At 63.0% G+C, this 21,869-nt stretch carries 21 protein-coding genes; 7 read left to right on the plus strand and 14 right to left on the minus strand.

The genetic code is table 11. The annotated features are described in order from the left end of the window. Positions 1–12: 12 nt before the first annotated feature. Complete coding sequence (locus HMPREF9153_RS03005; protein WP_004809227.1) at positions 13–1,617, minus strand: MFS transporter; 1,605 nt, start codon at positions 1,615–1,617, stop codon at positions 13–15. A 126-nt stretch (positions 1,618–1,743) separates the two neighbouring features. Then, entirely contained in the window at positions 1,744–2,274 is a 531-nt protein-coding gene (locus HMPREF9153_RS03010) for a DUF3151 family protein (RefSeq protein WP_021107935.1), read from the minus strand. A 100-nt stretch (positions 2,275–2,374) separates the two neighbouring features. Between HMPREF9153_RS03010 and HMPREF9153_RS13015 the strand changes: the two genes are divergently transcribed. The 3 genes from HMPREF9153_RS13015 (at position 2,375) to HMPREF9153_RS03025 (ending at position 6,224) form a co-directional block, all read left to right on the plus strand. Then, positions 2,375–2,551, plus strand: a complete 177-nt coding sequence (locus HMPREF9153_RS13015) for a DUF8730 family Cys-rich protein (RefSeq protein ID WP_004809232.1) — start codon at positions 2,375–2,377, stop codon at positions 2,549–2,551. 120 nt (positions 2,552–2,671) lie between these two features. After that, positions 2,672–4,534, plus strand: a complete 1,863-nt coding sequence (gene typA / locus HMPREF9153_RS03015; RefSeq protein WP_004809234.1) for a translational GTPase TypA — start codon at positions 2,672–2,674, stop codon at positions 4,532–4,534. Positions 4,535–5,870: 1,336 nt separating this feature from the next. Next, the gene (locus tag HMPREF9153_RS03025; protein ID WP_036902046.1) at positions 5,871–6,224 is read left to right on the plus strand and encodes a L,D-transpeptidase; all 354 of its coding nucleotides are present in this window, start codon (positions 5,871–5,873) and stop codon (positions 6,222–6,224) included. A gap of 147 nt (positions 6,225–6,371) precedes the next feature. On the opposite strand, the gene HMPREF9153_RS03030 is transcribed toward HMPREF9153_RS03025, so the two are convergent. The 4 genes from HMPREF9153_RS03030 to HMPREF9153_RS03045 are packed head-to-tail and all read right to left on the minus strand — an operon-like array spanning position 6,372 to position 10,102. Further along, positions 6,372–6,734, minus strand: coding sequence for a biotin/lipoyl-containing protein (locus HMPREF9153_RS03030; protein WP_004809238.1), 363 nt, complete (start codon positions 6,732–6,734; stop codon positions 6,372–6,374). A gap of 15 nt (positions 6,735–6,749) precedes the next feature. Continuing rightward, positions 6,750–6,992 (minus strand): hypothetical protein, encoded by a 243-nt coding sequence (locus HMPREF9153_RS03035; RefSeq protein ID WP_004809241.1) that lies wholly within the window; start codon positions 6,990–6,992, stop codon positions 6,750–6,752. Positions 6,993–7,018: 26 nt separating this feature from the next. Continuing rightward, positions 7,019–8,593, minus strand: a complete 1,575-nt coding sequence (locus HMPREF9153_RS03040; RefSeq protein WP_004809243.1) for an acyl-CoA carboxylase subunit beta — start codon at positions 8,591–8,593, stop codon at positions 7,019–7,021. A 15-nt stretch (positions 8,594–8,608) separates the two neighbouring features. Further along, on the minus strand, positions 8,609–10,102 hold the full coding sequence (locus HMPREF9153_RS03045; protein WP_004809245.1) for a methylmalonyl-CoA carboxytransferase subunit 5S: 1,494 nt from the start codon (positions 10,100–10,102) through the stop codon (positions 8,609–8,611). A gap of 130 nt (positions 10,103–10,232) precedes the next feature. On the opposite strand from HMPREF9153_RS03045, the gene HMPREF9153_RS12570 reads away from it, so the two are divergent. Both HMPREF9153_RS12570 and HMPREF9153_RS11745 read left to right on the plus strand, forming a co-directional pair. After that, positions 10,233–10,703: an amidase domain-containing protein gene (locus tag HMPREF9153_RS12570; protein ID WP_004809247.1), complete on the plus strand. Its 471-nt coding sequence runs from the start codon at positions 10,233–10,235 to the stop codon at positions 10,701–10,703. 64 nt (positions 10,704–10,767) lie between these two features. Further along, on the plus strand, positions 10,768–11,199 hold the full coding sequence (locus HMPREF9153_RS11745) for a hypothetical protein (protein WP_060801307.1): 432 nt from the start codon (positions 10,768–10,770) through the stop codon (positions 11,197–11,199). Between the two features lie 59 nt (positions 11,200–11,258). Here HMPREF9153_RS11745 and fbaA read toward each other — a convergent pair whose 3' ends face one another. The 3 genes from fbaA to HMPREF9153_RS03065 all read right to left on the minus strand — a co-directional run bounded on the left by fbaA (position 11,259) and on the right by HMPREF9153_RS03065 (position 13,614). Further along, positions 11,259–12,284 (minus strand): class II fructose-bisphosphate aldolase, encoded by a 1,026-nt coding sequence (gene fbaA, locus HMPREF9153_RS03055; protein WP_004809248.1) that lies wholly within the window; start codon positions 12,282–12,284, stop codon positions 11,259–11,261. 110 nt (positions 12,285–12,394) lie between these two features. After that, positions 12,395–12,877, minus strand: coding sequence for a hypothetical protein (locus HMPREF9153_RS03060; RefSeq protein WP_036979970.1), 483 nt, complete (start codon positions 12,875–12,877; stop codon positions 12,395–12,397). 140 nt (positions 12,878–13,017) lie between these two features. Continuing rightward, positions 13,018–13,614, minus strand: coding sequence for a TrmH family RNA methyltransferase (locus tag HMPREF9153_RS03065; RefSeq protein ID WP_174266631.1), 597 nt, complete (start codon positions 13,612–13,614; stop codon positions 13,018–13,020). Between the two features lie 112 nt (positions 13,615–13,726). On the opposite strand from HMPREF9153_RS03065, the gene HMPREF9153_RS03070 reads away from it, so the two are divergent. Further along, entirely contained in the window at positions 13,727–14,455 is a 729-nt protein-coding gene (locus tag HMPREF9153_RS03070) for a DedA family protein (protein WP_004809255.1), read from the plus strand. 63 nt (positions 14,456–14,518) lie between these two features. Here HMPREF9153_RS03070 and HMPREF9153_RS03075 read toward each other — a convergent pair whose 3' ends face one another. The 3 genes from HMPREF9153_RS03075 to HMPREF9153_RS03085 form a co-directional block, all read right to left on the minus strand. Beyond that, positions 14,519–15,013, minus strand: a complete 495-nt coding sequence (locus HMPREF9153_RS03075) for a hypothetical protein (RefSeq protein WP_174266651.1) — start codon at positions 15,011–15,013, stop codon at positions 14,519–14,521. Between the two features lie 111 nt (positions 15,014–15,124). Further along, entirely contained in the window at positions 15,125–15,928 is an 804-nt protein-coding gene (locus tag HMPREF9153_RS03080; RefSeq protein WP_004809260.1) for a spermidine synthase, read from the minus strand. Beyond that, a complete protein-coding gene (locus tag HMPREF9153_RS03085) occupies positions 15,925–16,968 on the minus strand; it encodes a glycine betaine ABC transporter substrate-binding protein (protein WP_016666208.1) in 1,044 nt (347 codons plus the stop codon). Before HMPREF9153_RS03085 ends, HMPREF9153_RS03080 begins: the two co-directional genes overlap by 4 nt. Positions 16,969–17,076: 108 nt before the next feature. Between HMPREF9153_RS03085 and HMPREF9153_RS03090 the strand changes: the two genes are divergently transcribed. Then, positions 17,077–17,454 (plus strand): YchJ family protein, encoded by a 378-nt coding sequence (locus HMPREF9153_RS03090; protein ID WP_256998261.1) that lies wholly within the window; start codon positions 17,077–17,079, stop codon positions 17,452–17,454. A 210-nt stretch (positions 17,455–17,664) separates the two neighbouring features. Here the strand turns inward: HMPREF9153_RS03090 and clpB are convergent, their stop codons facing one another. Both clpB and HMPREF9153_RS03100 read right to left on the minus strand, forming a co-directional pair. Next, positions 17,665–20,238 (minus strand): ATP-dependent chaperone ClpB, encoded by a 2,574-nt coding sequence (gene clpB, locus HMPREF9153_RS03095; RefSeq protein WP_004809267.1) that lies wholly within the window; start codon positions 20,236–20,238, stop codon positions 17,665–17,667. Positions 20,239–20,473: 235 nt separating this feature from the next. Next, complete coding sequence (locus HMPREF9153_RS03100) at positions 20,474–21,838, minus strand: ABC transporter substrate-binding protein (RefSeq protein WP_016666211.1); 1,365 nt, start codon at positions 21,836–21,838, stop codon at positions 20,474–20,476. Between the last annotated feature and the right edge of the window lie 31 nt (positions 21,839–21,869).

A 21,869-nucleotide genomic window follows, 5' to 3' on the forward strand; every position in this document is an offset into this window, starting at 1 on the left:
CATGCCTCCATATCAGGATGCCACGACGGCATCGGGGTTATTGGATGCGGCGAACTCCTCGTCCACGTGATCCATCCGGTCAGCGGAACGGACATGATCAGGGCGGAACAACTTCTGCATCCGGTATGGGAAGTTGATGGCAATAAGGATGATGATCACTGCGGTGAAGGCGAAGGACAGGATGAACAGCGTCCACCCCAGACCCCAGCTGGACGGCAGAGCGCCGCCGATGCCGGTCGCCGGATCACCCGCCAGCGCTATACCGAGAACCGGGGCAATGGCACCGCCGAGGGCACCCACGTTGTACGAGAAGCCCAGACCAGCGGCCCGCTTCTCAACCGGGAAGTAGTTGGAGATGAACTTCGGCAGCAACCCGGAGATGCCCTGTCCGAACATCTGCTGGACGAAGATGAAGACCCCCAGCAGGACGACCCACACCGTCGAGGAGTGCACCATGTCACGGCTGACGAGGAAGACCGGCAGCACAAGGAACTCCGAGATGAGCAAAGACGTCCAGTAGGCCTTCCGGGTACCGAACTTGTCACCGATGAACCCTGCCATGATGCAGCCAGCAGCGGCGCCGAAAGAGGTTGCGGTCACGAGGTTCGACGCAGTGTCACTGCCCAGCCCCAGAGTCTGACGGTAGTAGGTCGGCAGCAGGGCCTGCAGCGGCCACGAGTAGAGGAAGGCGACAAACACCGTGATCATCACTGCGACGCCGGTCGGCCAGCGCGGCCCCTCGAACTGCACCATGAAGCTCACCATGACGACTGCAACAATGACCCACAGCAGGGCCAGGACAAACCCCGGAACTCCGCTCTTGAACAGGTAGATCACGATGAGGCATCCGAAGGCGACCAGAGCCAGCACGATGTTGATGATGCTGCGCTTCAGGTTACGGGCGAAGAGCATCGTGAACATGTCCGTCTTCTCGACGACTTCACCAGCCGCAGCTCGGGCAGCCTGCTCCTCTCGCATCTTCGCGAAGTCGGCGGCCTCCGGCAGAGCACGCCGCAGCCATAGCGCCAACACGATCGGAATGATTCCCAGTGCGAAGAGGATTCGCCAGGTGTATGGCTCTGCTGATGTGCCCCGCGTGAGGTGCTCGATCAGGGCGTACACCTGAGCCGTCACACCAGCACCGACCGAGAACCCGGAGATGAGGAATCCTGAAGCCTTGTTGCGCAGGCGGACAGGCCACGACTCAATGACATAAGTGGCCGAGGATCCGTACTCGCCAGCCATGCCCATGCCGATGCAGACACGGGCGACGAAGATAACCCAGAACGCCGGGGCGATGGCACAGACGACCGATCCGCCCGCGTACAGCAGGATCGATATGACCATGGCCTCCTTACGACCCACTCGGTCACCGATGGCTCCCAGCAGCAAACCACCGAACCACCGAGCGATGAAGGCGGCCGAAACCAATGTGGCCGTCGCTGCCGCGCCGACATTGAAGGTGCGCCCAATTTCAGTGAGGACCAGAGTGATCATGACGAAGTCGAATCCGTCCAGCAAATATCCGATCCATGCTGCCCAGAAAGACTTCCACTGCGTGCCGGTCAGCTCGTCACGCCATGATTTCTTGGCCGCCGTGGCCTCGACGTTGCTCATACGCCCATCTCCATTGATTGGTCGGGACAGCCCCGCGCGTTACATTGGACATTGGATGTCCTACATCAAGGATGAATGCGGCAGATCACAATGTCAATCTCATGACCTCACCTTGACGGCGAAAGGTCACTCCTGGTGATCGTTCTCCTGATCGCCGTCGGACTCGTCCTCGCCGACCTCGACGTCGATAGCGCCATCGGTGGGCACCTCGTCGCCACGCAGCGCTCGCCAGGCCTCGTCGCTCAACTCGCGCAGCAATGTGTCGGCGTCATCGGACTCGTCACCAAATCCCAGCCTCTCAGCCGCCATTGCGAGGGCGTGGAGACAGCGGAACACCCCCTGGTTCGGCAGGTAGCCCCAGTCAACAACGCCGTCGCCGTCCCAGCCGGCATCTCGCAGCTGCTCCAGGCCGAGATCACGCCCGGTACGTGCATAGGCATAGGCCGCGACATCAGCAGCATCGGTGCCGCACAGCAGGGACCCCTCAGCCAGGAGAGCCCAACACAACGTCGAGGACGGATGTTCCTTGACGACCGACATGAACTCACCGCGTCCCCGCTTGGCAAGCTTGCGGATGGCCGGGTCAGGCGGCAAGTGGACGCCGTGGTCCTGTTCCTCGATCTCTGCGGTCGGATCGGTGTTCTGCTCCTCAGCCATACTCCCAAGCCTAGGGCGAAACGCGCCGAAGCGCTCGCTCAGGCCGCCTGCAAGGGCATGTGACATAAACTTGTTCCAGCCAAATGGAAGGATCACCACCATGTGCCGACCCGTCAGATGTGACGTCTGTGGTAGGACGACCTGGGCCGGATGTGGCCAACACATCGACCAGGTCAAGGCACAGGTGCCACCTTCTCAATGGTGTGACGGCAATCACACTGCCGCCGAGAAATCAGCACACCAGCCACCGCGTCAGCGCTTCGAACTGTGGCGCTGACTCGCTCATTCGTAGCTCAACCCTGCACTGACCTACACTTCACGGTGGCGCGTTTTCGCCCGCCGAAGCCCCGCGGCCTCGTCGCGGTGTCCACATCCTCGATCTGAACCGGAGTTCTGCATGCCCGTACGCAAGGATCTGCGCAACATCGCCATCGTGGCCCACGTTGACCATGGAAAGACCACGTTGGTCGACGCGATGCTGTGGCAGTCGGGAGCCTTCCGTGAGGGCGCCGAGGTCGAGAAACGCGTCATGGACTCGATGGACCTTGAGCGTGAGAAGGGCATCACCATTCTCGCCAAGAACACCGCTGTCAAGCACGTCATGAGCGACGGCGAGGAGATCATCCTCAACATCATCGACACCCCCGGACACGCTGACTTCGGCGGTGAGGTCGAGCGTGGCCTCGAGATGGTCGACGGCGTCATCCTCCTCGTCGACGCCTCCGAGGGCCCCCTCCCCCAGACCCGCTTCGTGCTGCGCAAGGCCTTGGCCAAGAAACTCCCACTCATCCTCGTCCTCAACAAGGTCGACCGCTCCGACGCTCGCATCGACGAGGTCGTCGAGGAGACCTACGACCTCTTCATGGATCTTTCCGAGGACGATGACGTCTCCCTGCTCGACGTCCCGGTCGTCTACGCCTCTGCCAAGGCCGGACGGGCCTCCCTCAACAAGCCCGAGGACGGCGGGATGCCCGATTCCCCCGACCTGCAGCCGCTGTTCGACTGCATCCTCCAGAACATTCCTGCTCCCACCTACGAGGAGGACGGGGTGCTGCGCGCCCACGTCACCAACCTCGACGCCTCCCCCTACCTCGGTCGTCTGGCCCTGTGCCGCGTCGTCTCCGGTGAGATCTCCAAGGGACAGACGGTGGCCTGGTGCAAGCGCGACGGCTCGGTCCAGAACGTCAAGCTGTCCGAGCTGCTCATGACCGAGGCCCTCGAGCGCGTCCCCGCCGAGAAGGCCGGCCCCGGTGACATCGTCGCCATCGCCGGCATTCCTGACATCACCATTGGTGAGACCCTCTCGGATCCTGAGAACCCCGATCCGCTGCCCCTTATCCACGTCGACGAGCCGTCGATGTCGATGACCATCGGCATCAACACCTCGCCGCTGTCTGGCCGTTCCGGTGACAAGCTCACTGCTCGTCTTCTCAAGGCTCGCCTCGACCAGGAACTCATTGGAAATGTGTCCATCAAGGTGACCGACACCGACCGTCCGGACATGTGGGAGGTCCAGGGCCGCGGCGAGCTGCAGCTGGCCGTCCTCGTCGAGCAGATGCGTCGTGAGGGATTCGAGCTCACCGTCGGCAAGCCGCAGGTCGTCACGAAGACCATCGACGGCAAGCTGCACGAGCCCTTCGAGCGCGTCACCATCGATGCCCCCGAGGAATTCATGGGAGCCGTCACACAGATGATGGGCCTGCGGAAGGGCCAGATGATGCACATGGTCAATCACGGCTCCGGCTGGGTGCGCATGGAGTTCGTCGTGCCGGCTCGTGGCCTCATCGGCTTCCGCACCGAGTTCCTGACCCAGACCCGGGGTCAGGGCATCATGAACCAGATCTTCGAGAACTTCCAGCCCTGGGTGGGCGAGTTGCGCACCCGTCAGAGTGGCTCGATGGTCGCCGACCGGCAGGGAGTCGTCACCTCCTACGCCCTGTTCAACCTGCAGGAGCGCGGCACGATGTTCGTCTCCCCCGGTGACGACACCTACGAGGGCATGGTCGTCGGCGAGAATTCCCGCCCCGACGACATGGACGTCAACCCCACCAAGGAGAAGCACCTCACCAACGTGCGTTCCTCCACCGGCGACGAACTGGAGCGCCTCATCCCGGCCACCAAGCTCTCCATGGAACAGCAGCTCGAGTTCTGCCGTGAGGATGAGTGTCTCGAAGTCACCCCGGACGTCGTCCGTATTCGCAAAACCGAGCTGAACGCCCACGAGCGGGCCAAGGCTCGCACCCGCGCGAAGAACAGTTGACGAAAGCCTGACCACATTTCGATGGCGCCCCAGTTTCCCCTTGACTAGGGAAGTTGCGGCGCCATCGTCATGTCATGGCGAAAAACACCGCCGAAGGGGCGACAAAGCGAACAGAAAGCAGTCAGAGTCATCGGTGATATGGCGTACGATCTTCTCGTCCACATCCCCGAAAGGTGTTCGATCCATGCAGTCCTCCCGCGCTGCCGGTCTGGCAGCCGCACTGGCCTTGTCCTTGTCCGCCGGGATCGTCGGTACTGCTCACGCGGAACCCACTGCCCCGCCCACCGCCACGGATTCCTCTCCGCAGTCTGCGTCCTCCACTAACGCATCTGAGACCCCTATTACCCCAGCGACGACTTCCGCTCCTGAGGAGACCTCCTCGACCGAGGCAACTCCCTCTTCCGATGCGACCCCCTCGGCGGCCGTATCGGAAACCCCGAGCTCACCGGCCACCCCGGAGTCCTCCATCGAGTCGACCCCGTACGCGGCGGTCTCCACGGCTGTGCGGGCGGTCCAGATCGAGAAGACAGCATGGATCTACATCGCGACCGATCTGCGCACCGGCGCCAGTAGCAAGTTCCGCTCCATGGGCAAGATCCGGGCCACCACTCAGGTCGTCATCCACGGCGAGGAGCGCAACGGCTGGACCCCGATACGCCATGGAAGCACCAACGCATGGGTCCCCACCAATACCCTGACCACCAACAAGCCACAGACCTTGTGGACCTACATCTCCGCAGACCTGCGCACCGGGGCCTCGTCCAGCTTCCGCTCCATGGGACGCACTGCCCCCACCCACGCCCTGATTCGTCGTGGCCCCAACTACAACGGCTGGGCCCCGGTTCTGTACAAGAACACGCAGGGCTGGGTCCCCGCCAACACGGTGACGACCTGGCATCCCCAGACTCAATGGATCTACGTCGAGACCGAGCTGCGTACTGGCGCGTCGAACTCCTTCCGATCCATGGGACGCACCCATGCCACGACCGTCATGGTCCGCCGTGGGCCGAACCACCATGGCTGGGCCCCGGTCTTCTACAAGGGCAAGCAGGGCTGGCTGCCAGGCAACACCGTCACCTCCACCCGTCCGCAAACCTTCTGGATGAAGAAGGACCAGACGATGCGCGCTGGCGCCTCGACCTCGTTCCGCTCGATGGGTACGGCCCACCAGGGCACTCGCGTCGTCCGGCGCGGCCCGAATCGCAACGGTTGGATGCCGGTCGTGTTCAACAACATGCAGAGCTGGATCCCGGCCACTGCCGTGTCCTCCCGCCCCGTCGCGGCACCTGTCAGCGTCCCGATCAACAACTCGGGTGCTCATCTCGACCGTCGCTGCATGACGGGAACCGTCATCTGCGCCTCGAAGAAGCAGCGGAAGTTGTGGATGGTCCAGAACGGACGCATCCTCATCACCCTTGACGCTCGTTTCGGACGCTCCAGCGAGCCCACTGCTGAGGGCGTCAACACCGTGTACTGGAAGGACAAGAACCACGTGTCGGGTGTCTACGGGACCCCGATGCCGTACTCGATGTTCTTCCACGGTGGTCAGGCCATCCACTACTCGTCGGACTTCTCCCGTCGTGGGTGGAATGGTGCCTCGCACGGCTGCATCAACATCCGCAACATGTCCGGCCTGAAGTGGCTGTGGAACCACACCCCCACCGGCCGTAAGATGATCGTCTTCAAGTGATCTGAGTCACGGACGGCCTGCCTCCTCCTGGAGGCAGGCCGTCCTCGTGCCCTCGGCCAATGACAACCACGAGAACATGGCGGCCACGGAAACATGACAGTGGCGCCGCACCTGAAGGTGCGGCGCCACTGTGGTCTGTGCGGGGGATCAGCCCAGAGCCACCAGGCCCTGGCCACCCTGGACGGCGTCACCGACAGCCACCAGGATGCCCTTGACGGTTCCATCCGCCGGGGCATTGATCTCGGTCTCCATCTTCATGGCCTCGAGGGTCAGGAGAACCTGACCAGCCTTGACGGCGTCACCCTCGGCCACGAGGATCTTGGCAACGGTGCCAGCCAACGGAGCGGGAACCTCGCCCTCTCCAGCCTTGCCGGCGCCGCCACCGGACGCCTTCATCGGGCCACCGGAGCCGCCTCCGAAGAGGATCGGCGCCATCGGCGTATTAGGGGTCTTGTCAACGTCAACGTCAACGTCGTAAGCGACGCCATTGACGGTCACCTTGAGCTTCATGTCAGTTTCTCCAGGTCAACGAATCGAATGGTTCTGCTGAGCCCTGCGTCCTTGACGGACCCAGGTCTCACTCGGGGCGAAACGGACGGCCTGAACCTTTCCGTCGTTGCCCAGGTAAGCCGAAACGGCGGCGCAGATGACGGCGAGCACGTCCTCAGGAACGTCCTTGCTCGTCTTCTTGAGCCGGGAAACCTCGGCCTCCAGCGCTGCGAGTCGCTTGTTCAGCGTCTCGATGACGAGTTCATTGTTCTCACTCATCTTGTCCTCCCATCAGCCTTCTTCACTCAGCACGGCATGACGCCGTGCTTCTTGGCCGGACGGGACTGACGCTTGGTGGCGTAGGTCTCCAGAGCGGCGATGATCTTGCGACGGGTGTCGGCGGGATCGATCACGTCATCAACCTGTCCACGAGCAGCAGCCACGTAAGGCGTGTTGAAGGCGTTGCGGTACTCCTCGATCTTCGCGGCGCGAGTGGCTGCGGGATCCTCAGATTCCTTGATCTGGCGACGGAAGATGACGTTGGCTGCGCCATCAGCACCCATCACTGCGATCTCCGCGCTCGGCCAGGCGTAGACGGCGTCGGCACCCAGGTCACGGTTACACATGGCCAGGTAGGAACCGCCGTATGCCTTGCGCAGCACCACGGTGATCTTCGGGACGGTGGCCTCGGAGTAGGCGTACAGCATCTTCGCGCCATGGCGAATGATGCCGCCGTACTCCTGCTGGACACCAGGCAGGAAACCAGGAACGTCAACCAACTGCACCAACGGAATGTTGAAGGAGTCGCAGAAGGTGATGAACTCGGCAGCCTTGTCGGAGGCATTGATGTCGAGGCAGCCCGACATGACCTTCGGCTGGTTGGCCACGATGCCGACGGTACGACCGTTGACACGAGCAAAGGCGGTGACGATGTTGGTCGCCCAGCCAGCCTTCACCTCGAGATAATCGCCCCAGTCGACGATCTTGGCGATGACGTCGCGGACGTCGTAGCCCTTCTTGCCATCCAACGGAACGATCTCGCGCAGCTCGGGCTGCGGGGAGACGTCGTTGTTGGGATTGGAGATCTGGGCGTCCTCGGTGTTGTTCTGCGGCAGGAAGCTCAGCAGCTTCTGCGCGATGAGCACCGCGGCGTCGTCGTCCTCGGCCACGAAGTGGATGTTGCCCGAGGTGGACATGTGCGCGTCGGCACCACCCAGGTCGTCAGCGGTGACCTCCTCGCCAGTGACCGACTTGATGACTCCGGGGCCCGTGATGAACATGTGGGCCTTCTTCGTCATGATGATGAAGTCGGTGAGAGCCGGGGAGTAGGAGGCGCCACCGGCGCAGGGGCCGGCGATGATGGCAATCTGCGGCACGACGCCCGACAGCTTGACGTTCGCGTAGAACATCTTGCCGTAGCCGGACAGCGAGTCAATGCCCTCCTGGATTCGGGCGCCGCCCGAGTCGTAGAAGAACAGGAACGGGGTGCCGGTCAGCAGGGACTGCTCCATCGTCTCGACGACCTTGGTCGACTGGGTCTCACCAGCGGAACCACCCATGACGGTGAAGTCCTGGGAGGCGACGTGCACCGGGCGACCGTGAATGGTCGCGCGACCGGTGACGACACCGTCGGCGGGAACCTCGGCCTTGTCCATGCCGAAGAGGGTGGTGCGGTGCTTGCGGAACGCACCCACCTCGTCGAAGGAGTAGGCGTCGACGAGGTTGTCGATGCGCTCGCGGGCAGTTTGCTTGCCCTTATCACGCTGCTTCTCGAGTCGAGCTTCGCCGCCTCCGAGCTCCACATTGTGGCGCTCGTCGGCAAGCTGCTCGATTCGGCCGGCCATGGTGTCGGCCAGCTTGATTGGTTTCTTCTCAGCCATGGTTGGCGATCATCCTCACGCAGGCTCGACGGTCACCTGGTGGCTGTTGCCACCGACCGTCACGTTGTAGTTGACCGGTCCGGCGATGCCGGCAGCGCCGGTGCCTTCCTTCTCGGCCTTCAGCTGTGCCTCGGTCATCGCGACGCTCTTCGGGCCCTCCGGACGCTCCTTGAGGAACTTCGGGGCGACTCCCGGGAACAGGGCGTTGGTGAGAACGTCCTCGTCGGTGCCGTCGAAGCCCTCGAGGCCCTTGGCCTGCTCAACCAGCTCATCCCACTCGGGCTCGAGCAGGTCGGCGGGACGGCAGTCGATCGACTCCTTGCCGGTCTGCTTCTTGGCCATCTCGACGATGTCGGGGTTGAGCTCACCAATCGGCTTGCCGTAGTAGCCGAGCATCAGGTCGGCGAACTCGGCGGTGAGGTTCTTGTACTCGCCATTGCCCATGAGGACGTTGAACACGGCCTGGGTTCCGACGATCTGGGAGGACGGGGTGACCAGCGGCGGGTAACCGGCATCCTTGCGGACGCGCGGCACCTCCTTCATGACCTCGTCCATGCGGTCGCCAGCCCCCTGCGCCTCGAGCTGGGACTCCATGTTGGAGAGCATTCCGCCCGGGATCTGGGACTGGAAGATGTTGGTGTTGACCAGCGTCTTCGACTCGAACTTCTTGTACTTCGGACGAACCTTCTTGAAGTGGTCACGGATCTTGAGGAGGCGATCCATGTCGAGGTCAGTGGTGTACTCGGTGCCCTCGAGCATTTCGACGAGGGACTCGGTCGGGTTGTGGCCCGGACCGAGCGACATCGAGGAAATGGCGGTGTCGACGACGTCGACGCCAGCCTCGATGGCCTTCTGCAGGGTAACCAGGGTGACACCCGTGGTGGAGTGGCAGTGCAGGTTGATCTGCACGTCGGGGTGGTTCTCCTTGATGCCCTTGATGATGTCAAAGGCGGGCTGCGGCTTGAGGAGGGCCGCCATGTCCTTGAAGGCGATCGAATCGGCACCCATGTCGATCAGGCGATCGGCCTGCTTGATGAAGCTCTCCGGGGTGTGAATCGGGGAGGTGGTGTAGCAGATGGTGCCCTGAGCATGCTTGCCGGTCTTCTTGACGGCAGACATGGCGTGCTCGAGGTTACGCGGGTCGTTGAGGGCGTCGAAGACACGGAAGACGTCCATGCCGTTCTCGGCGGACTTCTCGACGAATTTGTCGACGACCTCGTCGTTGTAGTGACGGTAACCCAGCAGGTTCTGCCCACGCAGCAGCATCTGCAGGCGTGAGTTGGGCATCAGCTTGCGGAAGGTCCGCAGCCTCTCCCACGGGTCTTCGTTGAGGAAACGGATGCAGGAATCGAAGGTAGCTCCGCCCCAGCACTCTACGGACCAGTAGCCGGCAGCATCGATGTCGGCGCAAGCGTCGACCATGTCCTCCATGGACATACGGGTGGCAAGCAGGCTCTGATGCGCGTCGCGGAGCACGAGCTCGGTAACGCCAATCTTTCGCGGACTCATAGCTCCATGATTCCACTTGCCGAGTGCGTTAGGGGCAGGTGGGTCCCTTTTCCACACTTGAACCATGTTCAACTGACCAAATGCCCGCCATGGTGTTACTGGGTGGAATCGGCGGTGACATAATGCAACCATGGCCGAGACCTTGTGCCCCACTCCCGTGGTCAGCCCGAACGCCCTCGCCCAACTGCTTGAAGGCCCCGACGCCGACCGCATCATCGTCGTCGACGTGTCCCCCTGCCGACCCGGGGTGCCACACATCCCGGGCGCCCTTCCCTTCGACCTGGACGGCTCGATGAGCGACCAGTCGACCGGGCTGCCCCACACCATGCTGCCCGCGGACCAGTTCCAGGCACGGCTGCGCGAACTGGGGGTTAACGAGGACTCCCACGTCATGTGGCACGGAAACGTCGTCCAATACGGATACAATGGTGCGTGGTCTCATAGCATGATCGTCACAGGAAGAAGCGGAAAACAGCCGCTCCTGACCTATCACAGCACCAACACCCACAACATACCATTTTTTGCGCTTCAAAAGAGAGTTAATTCAACTGGGAAAAAGAACCACCTGGGACGGACAATATGGGCACTTCACTTGACATGAATTCAGCTACTGACCGGAGAGATCAATGAACATCAAAGCTGTTCTAACGTATCTGATATGTGCTATCGTGTCCGCTGCTGCCGGGATTGGAGGCACACTTCTGGTGCAGCATCACGATGACGAACTTCAGCCAAGTGATGTCGCCATAGCGGCCTACTTCGCCGAGGCCATATCAACCCCTGACGCTATTGACAACGGCCGCGTTCAGGACCTCGTCGCACCCAATACCGGCTGGGATGGTCATTCCAAGAAAGCCAAAGAGTGGGGCCAAGCTATTTTCAAGGCCTACCACGATGACAAAGCCGCACCAAACGAAGGAATCCTTATTTCTGATGGGCCTCTTCCAACAAGGTCAGCGGACATCTATGCACGTTCGACAGCAGAACCAATCATGACCGTTATCATGACCCCCGTTGATGGAAAGTGGCTCGTCGACTGGAACGCAACAGTGCGGGCCAACGACACTCCACCTCCACCACTGCCATCGCACCGATGAGCCCAAGAATCCCGGCCAATCCTCACCATAGGACTGGCCGGGATTCTGCACAGGCATACTCAGGCGCTCAGCGAGGTTCCCTTCGAACCGAGCTGTTCGCAGGCCTCGACGATCCGGGCAGCCATCCCGGCCTCGGCCTTCTTGCCCCACGCACGGGGGTCGTACATCTTCTTGTTACCGACCTCCCCGTCGATCTTCAGCATGCCGTCGTAGTTCTTGAACATGTGCTCAACGACAGGACGGGAGAACGCGTACTGGGTGTCGGTGTCGACATTCATCTTGATGACTCCGTACGACACCGCATCAGCGATCTCCTGGGCGGTCGATCCCGATCCGCCGTGGAACACCAGGTCGAAGGGCTTGTCCTGGCCATACTTCTTGCCGCACTCGTCCTGGATCTCCTTGAGGATCTCGGGACGCAGCTTGACGAAGCCCGGCTTGTAGGCGCCGTGGACGTTGCCGAAAGTCAGCGCGGTGATATAACGCCCCTTCTCCCCGGTGCCCAACACCTCGAGGGTACGCATGCCGTCGGCGACGGTGGTGTAGAGCTTCTCGTTGATCTCCCCGGTGACGCCGTCCTCCTCGCCACCGACGGCACCGACCTCGATCTCCAGGATGATCTTGGCCTTCGAGGTGCGGGTGAGCAGCTCCTCGGCGATCTGGAGGTTCTCCTCGACCTCGATGGCCGAGCCGTCCCACATGTGGGAGTTGAACAGCGGGTCCTCGCCGCGGTCCACCCGCTCCTGAGAGATGGCGATGAGCGGATTGACGTACTTGTCGAGCTTCTCCTTCTGGCAGTGGTCAGTGTGGAGAGCGATGTTCACCGGGTAGTCCTTGGCCACGACTCGGGCGTACTCGGCCAGTGCCACGGCACCGGTCACCATCTCCTTGACCTTCTGCCCGGAGGCGTACTCGGCGCCACCGGTGGAGATCTGGACGATGCCGTCGGAGCCGGCCTCGGTGAAGCCCTGCAGGGCCGCATTGAGGGTCTGCGAGGAGGTCACGTTGATGGCCGGGTAGGCGAAGCCCTTCTGCTTCGCACGGTCCAGCATCTCGCCATAGACCTCGGGTGTTGCGATGGGCATATTGCGCCTTCCTGTATGAACTCGCGATGACGAGAGTTCATTCTTCCGCATCCACCCGGGTGATGTCAGCCCGGAACTCCAGCACGCTCAAAGGTGCTGCGCAACGCACATCAGTCGGCGGTGTCAACCCCTGCTTGCTCGACGCACACCCGGCCGCCCGACGCTGTTGAGACTGCGGCGTCGATGTCTGTTGGCGGACAATCCAGCCAGGACAGCGGGACTTCCCACTGACGGCCATCGTCAGCATGGACGACGAGCCCGGGGCCCGATCCGATGGACGACCCACCCACCTTGATGGACGCCATGTCCTTCCAGCTGATCTCGTCCATGGTCGGTGCGGCGAAGTCCTCCTCCCCGGTGCGCAGTATCCGTCGCACGCTCAAACCGTCGGAGTCGACGATGAGGGCTGGCCCTTCCCCCACGTCAAGGAGATCCTTGCGCGCGGCATGCAGGCGCAGATTCTGAATGACGAAGAGCACCAGGAACAGCACCACCCAGGCACCGAACATCCACATCACGGTGGACAGTTCAAAGGCGTCAGCCGTCAACGCCCACAGCAGGCCACCGATGATGACGACGACGAGGGCTTGCACGGCAAGGCGGAATCTCGTCGCGTGATGGTGGGCAACCCGGGAGGCACTCGGCACTGGATTGAACGCCACCACCAGTCGTCCTGGGTCCTCGGCGGGTTGTGTGCTCATGGCACGAGCCTAGGGGGTCGCGGTTTCCCTGTTCAGTCGGTGGGTGGGTTTGGGGCCTCGCACCACTGGGTCGTCCAGGCGTACATGGCGATCGCGGCAGCGGCTCCGGCATTCATCGAACGAGTTGACCCGTACTGGGTGATGGCCACCAACTGGTCGCAGCCTGCGACGACCTCGTCGGTCAGTCCAGAGCCTTCGGAGCCGAAGAGCAGGCAACAGTCCTGCGGGAGTCTTGCCGTTTCCAGCGGCACCGATCCGGGCAGGTTGTCCACGCCGACAGGGGTGATGCCGTGCTCGTCAAGCCACTCCAGGAAGGTGGGGACGTCCGGGTGGTGATAGACGTGCAAGTACCGATCGGTCACCATCGCACCGCGTCGGTTCCAGCGTCGTCGTCCCAGAATGTGCACAGCCGCGACGTTGAAGGCGTTTGCGGTGCGCACCACGGAACCGATGTTGAAGTCGTGCTCCCAGTTCTGGATGGCCACGTGCAACCGGGACCGTCGGGTGTCGAGGTCAGCGACGATGGCCTCCATCGTCCAGTATCGATAACGATCGACGACATTGCGTCGATCCCCCGATGCCAACAGTTCAGGATCGAGTCTTGGGTCGTCAGGCCATGGTTCGGGCATCGGCCCGACACCTACGACTGTGGTCGTCTTCTGACCGGGAATCTGCAGTGAGGGGGCCTCTGCGAGGCCGCCATCGGTCGGGGCACACACGAACCAAAGATAGTCTTGGCCCATGCCGAGTCTCCTCATGACCCTCCCTGCCCTGCTCACCCCCGCCTGGATGGACCCACAGGCCATCATCCAGGGCGCCGGTGCTGCAGCCCTGTGGATCGTCGCGCTGATCGTCCTCGTGGAATGCGGCCTGGCCGTGTTCTTCATGCCCGGAGACTCTCTGCTTTTCGCCCTCGGAATGTTTGCTGCCGTGGGCGTCAACTCCTCCGTCCCACTGGTCCATTACGGGTCCCCGGCAACGACCCTCGTCGTCGTCAACCTCGTCCTCATCATCTGCGCCATTTCCGGAAACATCTGCGGTTACTGGATCGGTTACGTGGTCGGCCCCAAGCTCTTCCGGGAGCGAGAGGGGTTCATGGGCAAGGTGTTCTCACCCAAGCACGTCGACACCACCCACGACTTCTTCCGCAAGCACGGGTCGGTGGCCCTCATCCTCGCCCGATTCGTGCCGATCGTCCGTACTTTCGTCACGATGATCGCTGGCGTGGGCCGGATGAACTTCCGCAAATTCATCACCTACACCGCCATCGGCGGCGTCCTCTGGGTGCTCATCGCCGTGCAGGCCGGTTACTTCCTGGGACAGATCCCCGTCATCCGCAACAACTTCGAGGCGGCTCTGCTCCTCATCATCGTGGTATCGGTGCTGCCGATGGTCTTCGAGTGGCTCAAGGCCCGCCGCAAGGGCCAGGCCAGCCGACCTCAGTCGGCGGAACGTTCCCGCGTCGAGTGACGCTCGGCTCACAATGTGACGCGGGGCTGGCCAGCATCATGCTGACCAGCCCCTCTCTCGCGCTCATCGAACTCGTCTGCCACCCACCGCGGTCTGCCATGGCTGGCCCTGCCCTGGTTCGAGCCACCCTTCCTCCGGCGGGTTGGCAATGACCTTGTCACGTTCCGCGACGGCCTTGATCCACGCGTTGACGGGACCACTCCAGACCGTCGCCAGGACGGCAGCCACCGTCATGACTCCGATGACGTCAAAACCTCTCATGAACTCGTTGCCTCGCGAGAGTCTCCACATCCACACCAAGGACAGCACGGTGAACAGATAACGGTCGATGGCATGGCCACGACCCATAGTCACAGTCAGAACACAACCCGCCAGGGGGATGAGCAGGTACTGCACCCAACCTCCCGAATCCATGCCCAGGGCGAACGACGTCAGGACCGGACCAAGTGTCGTCTGACTCTCGCTGCGCCCGGCTGCCCACATGCCACAGACGACGAGGGCCCACAACACCGAGAAGCCGATGACGATGACCCGTGCCACGACGATGGCTGATGGCATGTCTGGCAACGAGGGCACATGGCCGTACTTAGGCTTGCTGTCAGGGGCGGAATTGGCCATGCCGCCATCATGTCACCCGAAACCGACGCGGGGGAGAGCCGTCCGGGTGTCTCAGGAGAAGAAGGTCGCCCCTCGGGGTGGCCCTGGAGAGGGCTCGACGTCGTCGTCACGGAACGGTGCGGCGTCTGCGAGAAGCTTCGTCAGGGCTTCCCCGCTGATGAGCCGGAAGGGGAAGGCGGCCCCGCTGCAACGTCGCACCAGTTCCTGCTCGTGCAGCGGTCCGTTCGAGCCCGCCAGGATGATGTTGCCGTAGCGACGTCCCTTGAGGGTCGACGACTCTGCGGCCAGACAGACATTGGAGAACACGTCGCCAGCGGCCCTGACGACCCTCTTAGTCCAGGTCAGAGGGGCCGAGTCGGCCAGGTTCGCCACGACGATGCCGTCAGCGTGCAGGATGCGCAGGACGTCGGTGAAGAACTCGACGGTGACCAGGTCAGCGGGCACTCTCGCACCGTCAAAGGCATCCAGGATGACGACGTCAGCGAAGTCCTCGCGCATGGCGGCGATCCCAGAGCGTCCGTCGACGGGCCGCACCTTGATCCCGGAACGAGGCGGAAGCGGGGCCTTGAGCCGCACTTCCTCGGTGAGCTCGGTATCCGGCTCACAGACGATCTGCGGGCTCGTCGGACGGGTGAACGCCACGTACCGTGCCAGACACATTCCCGCCCCACCGACGTGAATGACGCGCATCCTCTCCCCCGCTGGACGGTGGACGTCAAGGTGATCAGCGATACGTCCCATGTAGTCGAACTCGAGCCGAGTGGGATCGTCAGGGTCGATCCATGACTGATCAGCCCCACCGACGCGGACGATCCACGCTCCTGGGGTGTCCCGATCCGGGACGAGACAGCTCACCGATCCCCCAGTCTTCCGGCCTGCCAGTCATCCACCCAGTCGGTGTTGTTCTTCATCCATGCCGCGATGGCGGTGCCCTGTTGTCCGCCCCTGTCCGTGGTCTCGACCATGAGGTGTTCCAAGCTGGACAGGTGAGCGTCATCGATCGCGAGGTTTCGGACGAGCTGGGCGGCCTTGGGATGGTCCTTCTCGAACCCGGGTCGACCGAAACTGTAGATGAGCTCGGCGTTGGAGATGGCGTTCTTGGGATCGTCGAGATCGCGCACCGGATAGGCGTCGTAGGCCCAGTGCGGTCGCCACAGCGTCACGGCGACGTCGTTACCAGCCTTGGTGGCCTTCTTGAGTTGGGCCAGCATGGCCGGGGTCGAGGAGGTCTTGAGGGTGATGTTCGACAGCCCGTACATCGGCAGCGTCTGGTTCGCAATGGTCTTGGTCATCTCGGCTCCCGGCTCGATGCTGTAGATGACGTTGCCGTAGGAGTTGCCCATCGTCTTCAGATCGGCGATCGAGTGCGCTGGCGAGTTCTTGTTGACGGCGATCGTGAGTTTCGCGTTGTCGTACCAGCATCCAAGGTTCTCCAGCTTCGGGCCGTACTTGCGGATGTATCCGGCCTGGGTCACCGGCAGCCAGGAATCGGTGATGAGGTCGATGCCCCCACCGGCAGTGGCCTGGTATCCGACGCCGGCATCAAATCCCTTGATGGTGACGGTGTAGCCGTCCTTCTCGAGCACCTGCTTGATGAGGCCGGAGGTCGCCCAGGACTCATCCCAGCCGTTGAAGGCCCCGATCGTCAGATGAGTGTTCGTGTCGGGCTTCATCGAGGCGATGTCCGCCGAACGTGATCCGGGCGCGCAATGGGTCCACTTCTGGTCCGGGGTTGCACCGGAGTGGGCCTCAGGGGTGCCCTCACCGCCTGAGGACCGCGATCCGTTGGTGGCATCCTCACTGTTGTTGTAGACACCGGCTGTGCCGGAGCATCCTGCGGCGCCCAGCCCGATGAGAGCAGCCAAGAGCGCCCCGGCCATCATCCTGTGCGACATTATTCTCCTTTCGCGCGCCCACGACGCGTACCTGCCCCGCATGAGGGGACGCCATGACTGTAGTCGGTCGGCTCCTGGCGTCTCGCAGGACGGTGGGATGCTTGGGGCATGGCCCCATCATGTCCCTGCGGATCAGGACTCCCTCTCGACCAGTGCTGCCGCCCGGCGCTCGACGACCCCCGTCGCGCCGAGACGGCCGTGGCCCTCATGAGATCGCGGTACACCGCCAATGTCCTGGGTCAGTGGAACCACCTGTGGGCGACGTGGCATCCGCGCACCAGACCGAACGTCGTCGATTCCACCGGTATCGAATGGACTGGTCTGACCATCCTCGCGACCGAGAACGGCCATCCAGGCGACACCACAGGGGTCGTGGAGTTCCGGGCAACCTACCGCTCCGGCGGACATGATGACGTCCTCCACGAGGTCTCACGCTTTCAGCGTCGCGCTGGTCGCTGGATGTACGTCGATGGGGACGTCGACTGAGACTCAGGGCGCTTCCGGAGCGGCAGCAGAATCGTAGCACGGTCCCGGTTGAGTGAATCGCGGAGTACCCACCACCGATGCCTGCTCCGGCGATGAACCGGCACAGGCCGGGGGCCCGATCGAGAAGGAGGATCCAGCGACATCGGACCCGAGCAGGTTGAGGTCTGAACCTTGACCCGTCACGACGCGGTCACATTGTCACGCTCACCTTCAGAGGATGACAATCCCGTCCCTGTCCTCGTTGCCGTCAAAGATCACGGTGTCACCCTCAACCACCTCGCCAGCGAGCACCTTGCGGGCCAGCTGGTCCTCGATGGTGGTCTGTATCAGACGACGCAGCGGTCGGGCACCGTACACCGGATCGAATCCCGTAGTCGCGAGCCACTCCTTCGCAGCATCAGTGGTCTCGACGGTGATCCTGCGATCAGCGAGCCTCGAGTTCAACTTGGCCAGGCTCGTCTCAACGATCCGAGCAAGATCCTCACGGGAGAGCGGGTCGAACATCACGACGTCGTCGAGTCGGTTCAGGAACTCGGGACGGAATGCCGCACGCACCGCATTCATGACGGCCTCGTGCTTGGCCTTGTCATCGAGGTTCGGATCCGACAGGAACTGGCTACCGAGGTTGCTCGTCAGCACCAGGATGGTGTTTCGGAAGTCGACCGTACGACCCTGACCGTCGGTGAGACGGCCGTCATCGAGCACCTGCAGCAGAATGTTGAAGACGTCCGGATGAGCCTTCTCCACCTCGTCGAGGAGGATGACCGAGTATGGACGACGCCGCACGGCCTCGGTGAGCTGACCTCCCTCCTCGTATCCGACGTAGCCCGGAGGGGCACCGACCAGGCGCGAGACGGAGTGTTTCTCCATGTACTCGCTCATGTCGATGCGGACCATGGCGGTCTCGTCGTCGAAGAGGAACTGGGCCAGGGACTTGGCCAGCTCGGTCTTGCCGACGCCGGTCGGTCCGAGGAAGAGGAAGGATCCGGTGGGCCGGTTCGGGTCGGAGATGCCCGCCCGGGAACGACGCACCGCGTCCGACACCGTCTTGACGGCGCGCTCCTGGCCGATGAGGCGTTCGTGCAGGCGCTCCTCCATGTGGAGCAACTTCTCCTGCTCGCCCTGCATCATTCGACCGACGGGGATGCCGGTCCACGAGGACACGACCTCGGCGATGTCGGAGGTGCCGACCTCCTCGGAGACCATCCGGGAGCCGTTCTCCTCGGCCTTGTCAGCCGCCTCAGCCTCCTTCTCCAGGGCCGGGATCTGGCCGTAGAGGATCTCGGAGGCCTTGCCGAAGTCACCCTCACGCTGGTACTTCTCGGCGGAGGTGCGCAACTGATCGATGCGGGTCTTGAGCTCGCCGACCTCGTTGAGGCTGGCCTTCTCGGCCTCCCAGCGGGTCTCGAGCCCACGCAGGGTCTCCTCCTTGTCGGCCATCTCGGCGCGCAGCCTCTGCAGACGCTGCTTGCTGGCCGGGTCCTCCTCCTTCTCGACGGCGAAGATCTCCATCTTCATGCGGTCGACCTCACGACGCAGGGTGTCGATCTCCTCCGGGGAGGAGTCGATCTCCATGCGAAGACGGGAGGCAGCCTCGTCAATCAGGTCAATGGCCTTGTCAGGGAGCTGACGCGCGGTGATGTACCGGTTGGACAGGCTAGCGGCCGCGACGAGGGCACCGTCGGTGATCCGTACCTTGTGATGGGCCTCGTAGCGCTCCCGCAGACCACGCAGGATGGCGATGGTGTCCTCCACCGAGGGCTCACCGACGAAGACCTGCTGGAAACGACGCTCCAGGGCGGGGTCCTTCTCGATGTGCTCGCGGTACTCGTCAAGGGTGGTCGCGCCGATCATCCGCAGCTCACCGCGAGCCAGCATCGGCTTGAGCATATTGCCGGCGTCCATCGCGCCTTCGCCAGAAGCTCCGGCACCGACGACGGTGTGCAGCTCGTCGATGAAGGTGATGACGTGCCCCTCGGCCTCCTTGATCTCGTTGAGGACGGCCTTGAGACGTTCCTCGAACTCGCCGCGGTACTTGGCGCCCGCGACCATCGAGGACAGGTCCAGGGAGACGACCCGGCGACCCTTCAGGGAGTCGGGGACGTCCCCGGCCACCACTCGCTGGGCCAGCCCCTCGACGACGGCGGTCTTGCCGACACCGGGCTCGCCGATGAGGACCGGGTTGTTCTTGGTACGTCGCGCCAGGACCTGGACGACGCGACGGATCTCCTGGTCGCGACCGATGACTGGGTCGAGCTTGCCGGAGCGAGCGCGCTCGGTGAGATCGACGGAGTACTTGGCCAAGGCGGACTCTCCGCCCTCGGACTCCTCGGAGGTGACGCGACGGTCACCACGCCCCTCGTTGAAGGCGGACGCCAGGGAATCGGGCTTGAGGCCGAGACCCGCGAGACCGCTCTGGACGTCGGAGGGAACCGCCGTCAGGGAGATAAGGAGGTGTTCGGTGGCGACGAAGGAGTCACCCATGGCCTCAGCACGGTTCTGTGCGTCGGCAATTACCCGAGCAAGGGCACCCGAGAGCTGCGGCTGGGCGACGGATGCCCCCGAGCTCGACGGCAGGGCGCGCATGGCGGTAGTTGCGACGGCGTCAACCCGTTGCGGATCGATGCCCAGGCCAGCCACCAGGGGGCCGACGGTGTTGTCCGGGATGGTGAAAAGAGCATGAAGAAGATGCGAGGGCTCCACGGACGGATTCCCGTGGGCCAACGCGTGCCGAGTGGCGGCGGTGACCGCGTCACGGCTCATTGTGGTGAGATTGGTGTCCATTACCTGCCTCGCTGAAGTTGAGTTGCTATGACTCAAGTATGGACCTTCATTCGGCGCAGTCAAGTAGGGTTGAGCTCCATCGACTCAACTATGCCGACAGCAGAGGAACGCACCTCGTCACAACCACCAAATCCCCTTGTCACCGACAAAATACGGCGACGCCGCACCTCACAGCACGGCGTCGCCAATTGTCATCGCTGCGACAGCGGCGGCCTCAGAAGCCGTCGAGACGCGATCACAGGTGGGGTTTCACCTGAGTGTTGTAGATGTTCTCGAGGGTGGAACGCAGCTTGGTCATGGCCGGCTTCAGCTCAGCACCCTGCTGGATGACCGAGGCGATGGCCTTGGCGATCTCCTGATCGCCACCGGGCAGGAAGACGCGCGCGTAATCCTGCGGACGGGTGGCGTCGAGCTGCTTGATGGCCTCACCGATGAGCGGGTTCTCCTTGAGCAGCTTGGAGGTGTCGGAATCGTTGCAGACCGGCATGTAACCGGTGGCAGCGGAGAAATCGACGGTGTTCTCGGCATTGGTGAGGAAGCCGATGAACTTGGCGGCGGCCAGCTGCTTCTCCTTGCTGGAGCGAGAGCAGATGGCCACACCGGCACCACCGGTCGGGCAGACCGGCTTCTCGACGGCAGGTCCACCGGGCAGGAACCCGACGCCGACCTCGAACTTGTTGCCGACGGCCTTCTGGACGCCGACGAGCGAGCCGGTGGAACCGATGGTGGCCGAGCAGGCGCCGGCAGCCATGTCGTCGGTGGACTCGTTGGAGGAGACTCCGGCCCACTTCTCCTTGAGGACCGCGTCACGAACGACCGTCAGGGCCTTGATGGACTCGTCGGAGTCACAGATGATGTCGAAGGAGTCCTTCTTGGACCAGCCACCGCGGTATCCCCACAGGATGTTCTGCAGGGTCCAGCCGGCGTAGTCGGTGACCGACGGGAACTGGTAGGCGTGCTGAGCTCCGGTCTTGGCGTCCTGCAGCTTCTTGGCCCAGGTCCTCCACTCGTCCCAGGTCTTCGGAGCGCGGTCGGGCAGACCGGCGGCCTTGAAGTGGTTCTTGTTGTAGTAGAACAGCGGGGTCGAGCGGGAGAAGGGCAGGGCGTACAGGTTGTCCTTGTAGCGGTAGTCGTCGATGAGCCCCTTGCGGTAGGCCGAGACGTCAATCTTGGCAGCCTTGAGCAGGTCGTCCAGCGGAGCGATGGCGTCCTGCATGTAGTAGCGGAACCACCAGACGTCGGAACCGATGATGACGTCAGGGGTGTCCTTGCCGGTCAGCGCGGTCTGGAACTTCTGCGCAACCTCCTCATAGGAGGAGCCGGCCGGGACAATCTTGACGGAGATCCCTTCCTTCGCCTTGAAGTCGTCGCAGATCTTCTTGGTGACGTCACCGGACCCGCCTGGATTGTTGGTCCAGAAGGTGATGTCGGTGGCGGGCTTGACGTCGGCGTAGTCAACCTTCTCGGCAGCCTTGGAGGCTCCCTTGCTGGAGGAGCTGACGGCGGAGGGGCCCGAGCACGCGGCCAGGCCCAGGGTTCCGGCCCCGAGGGCCGCCATGGTCAACAGCCGACGACGGCTGATGGGGTTGAGGTCGGACACGGTGATGCTCTCCTTGTGGATCGAGTCGAAC

It is taken from the genome of Cutibacterium avidum ATCC 25577, from assembly GCF_000227295.1.
GTDB lineage: Bacteria > Actinomycetota > Actinomycetes > Propionibacteriales > Propionibacteriaceae > Cutibacterium > Cutibacterium avidum.

Excerpts from the sequence above, each read along its gene's own strand:
- HMPREF9153_RS03005 (WP_004809227.1), bottom strand. The coding sequence starts at position 1,617 with ATGAGCAACGTCGAGGCCACGGCGGCCAAGAAATCATGGCGTGACGAG.
- HMPREF9153_RS03010 (WP_021107935.1), bottom strand. The coding sequence starts at position 2,274 with ATGGCTGAGGAGCAGAACACCGATCCGACCGCAGAGATCGAGGAACAG.
- HMPREF9153_RS13015 (WP_004809232.1), top strand. The coding sequence starts at position 2,375 with ATGTGCCGACCCGTCAGATGTGACGTCTGTGGTAGGACGACCTGGGCC.
- typA (WP_004809234.1), top strand. The coding sequence starts at position 2,672 with ATGCCCGTACGCAAGGATCTGCGCAACATCGCCATCGTGGCCCACGTT.
- HMPREF9153_RS03025 (WP_036902046.1), top strand. The coding sequence starts at position 5,871 with ATGACGGGAACCGTCATCTGCGCCTCGAAGAAGCAGCGGAAGTTGTGG.
- HMPREF9153_RS03030 (WP_004809238.1), bottom strand. The coding sequence starts at position 6,734 with ATGAAGCTCAAGGTGACCGTCAATGGCGTCGCTTACGACGTTGACGTT.
- HMPREF9153_RS03035 (WP_004809241.1), bottom strand. The coding sequence starts at position 6,992 with ATGAGTGAGAACAATGAACTCGTCATCGAGACGCTGAACAAGCGACTC.
- HMPREF9153_RS03040 (WP_004809243.1), bottom strand. The coding sequence starts at position 8,593 with ATGGCTGAGAAGAAACCAATCAAGCTGGCCGACACCATGGCCGGCCGA.
- HMPREF9153_RS03045 (WP_004809245.1), bottom strand. The coding sequence starts at position 10,102 with ATGAGTCCGCGAAAGATTGGCGTTACCGAGCTCGTGCTCCGCGACGCG.
- HMPREF9153_RS12570 (WP_004809247.1), top strand. The coding sequence starts at position 10,233 with ATGGCCGAGACCTTGTGCCCCACTCCCGTGGTCAGCCCGAACGCCCTC.
- fbaA (WP_004809248.1), bottom strand. The coding sequence starts at position 12,284 with ATGCCCATCGCAACACCCGAGGTCTATGGCGAGATGCTGGACCGTGCG.
- HMPREF9153_RS03065 (WP_174266631.1), bottom strand. The coding sequence starts at position 13,614 with ATGCCCGAACCATGGCCTGACGACCCAAGACTCGATCCTGAACTGTTG.
- HMPREF9153_RS03070 (WP_004809255.1), top strand. The coding sequence starts at position 13,727 with ATGCCGAGTCTCCTCATGACCCTCCCTGCCCTGCTCACCCCCGCCTGG.
- HMPREF9153_RS03075 (WP_174266651.1), bottom strand. The coding sequence starts at position 15,013 with ATGCCATCAGCCATCGTCGTGGCACGGGTCATCGTCATCGGCTTCTCG.
- HMPREF9153_RS03085 (WP_016666208.1), bottom strand. The coding sequence starts at position 16,968 with ATGTCGCACAGGATGATGGCCGGGGCGCTCTTGGCTGCTCTCATCGGG.
- HMPREF9153_RS03090 (WP_256998261.1), top strand. The coding sequence starts at position 17,077 with ATGGCCCCATCATGTCCCTGCGGATCAGGACTCCCTCTCGACCAGTGC.
- clpB (WP_004809267.1), bottom strand. The coding sequence starts at position 20,238 with ATGGACACCAATCTCACCACAATGAGCCGTGACGCGGTCACCGCCGCC.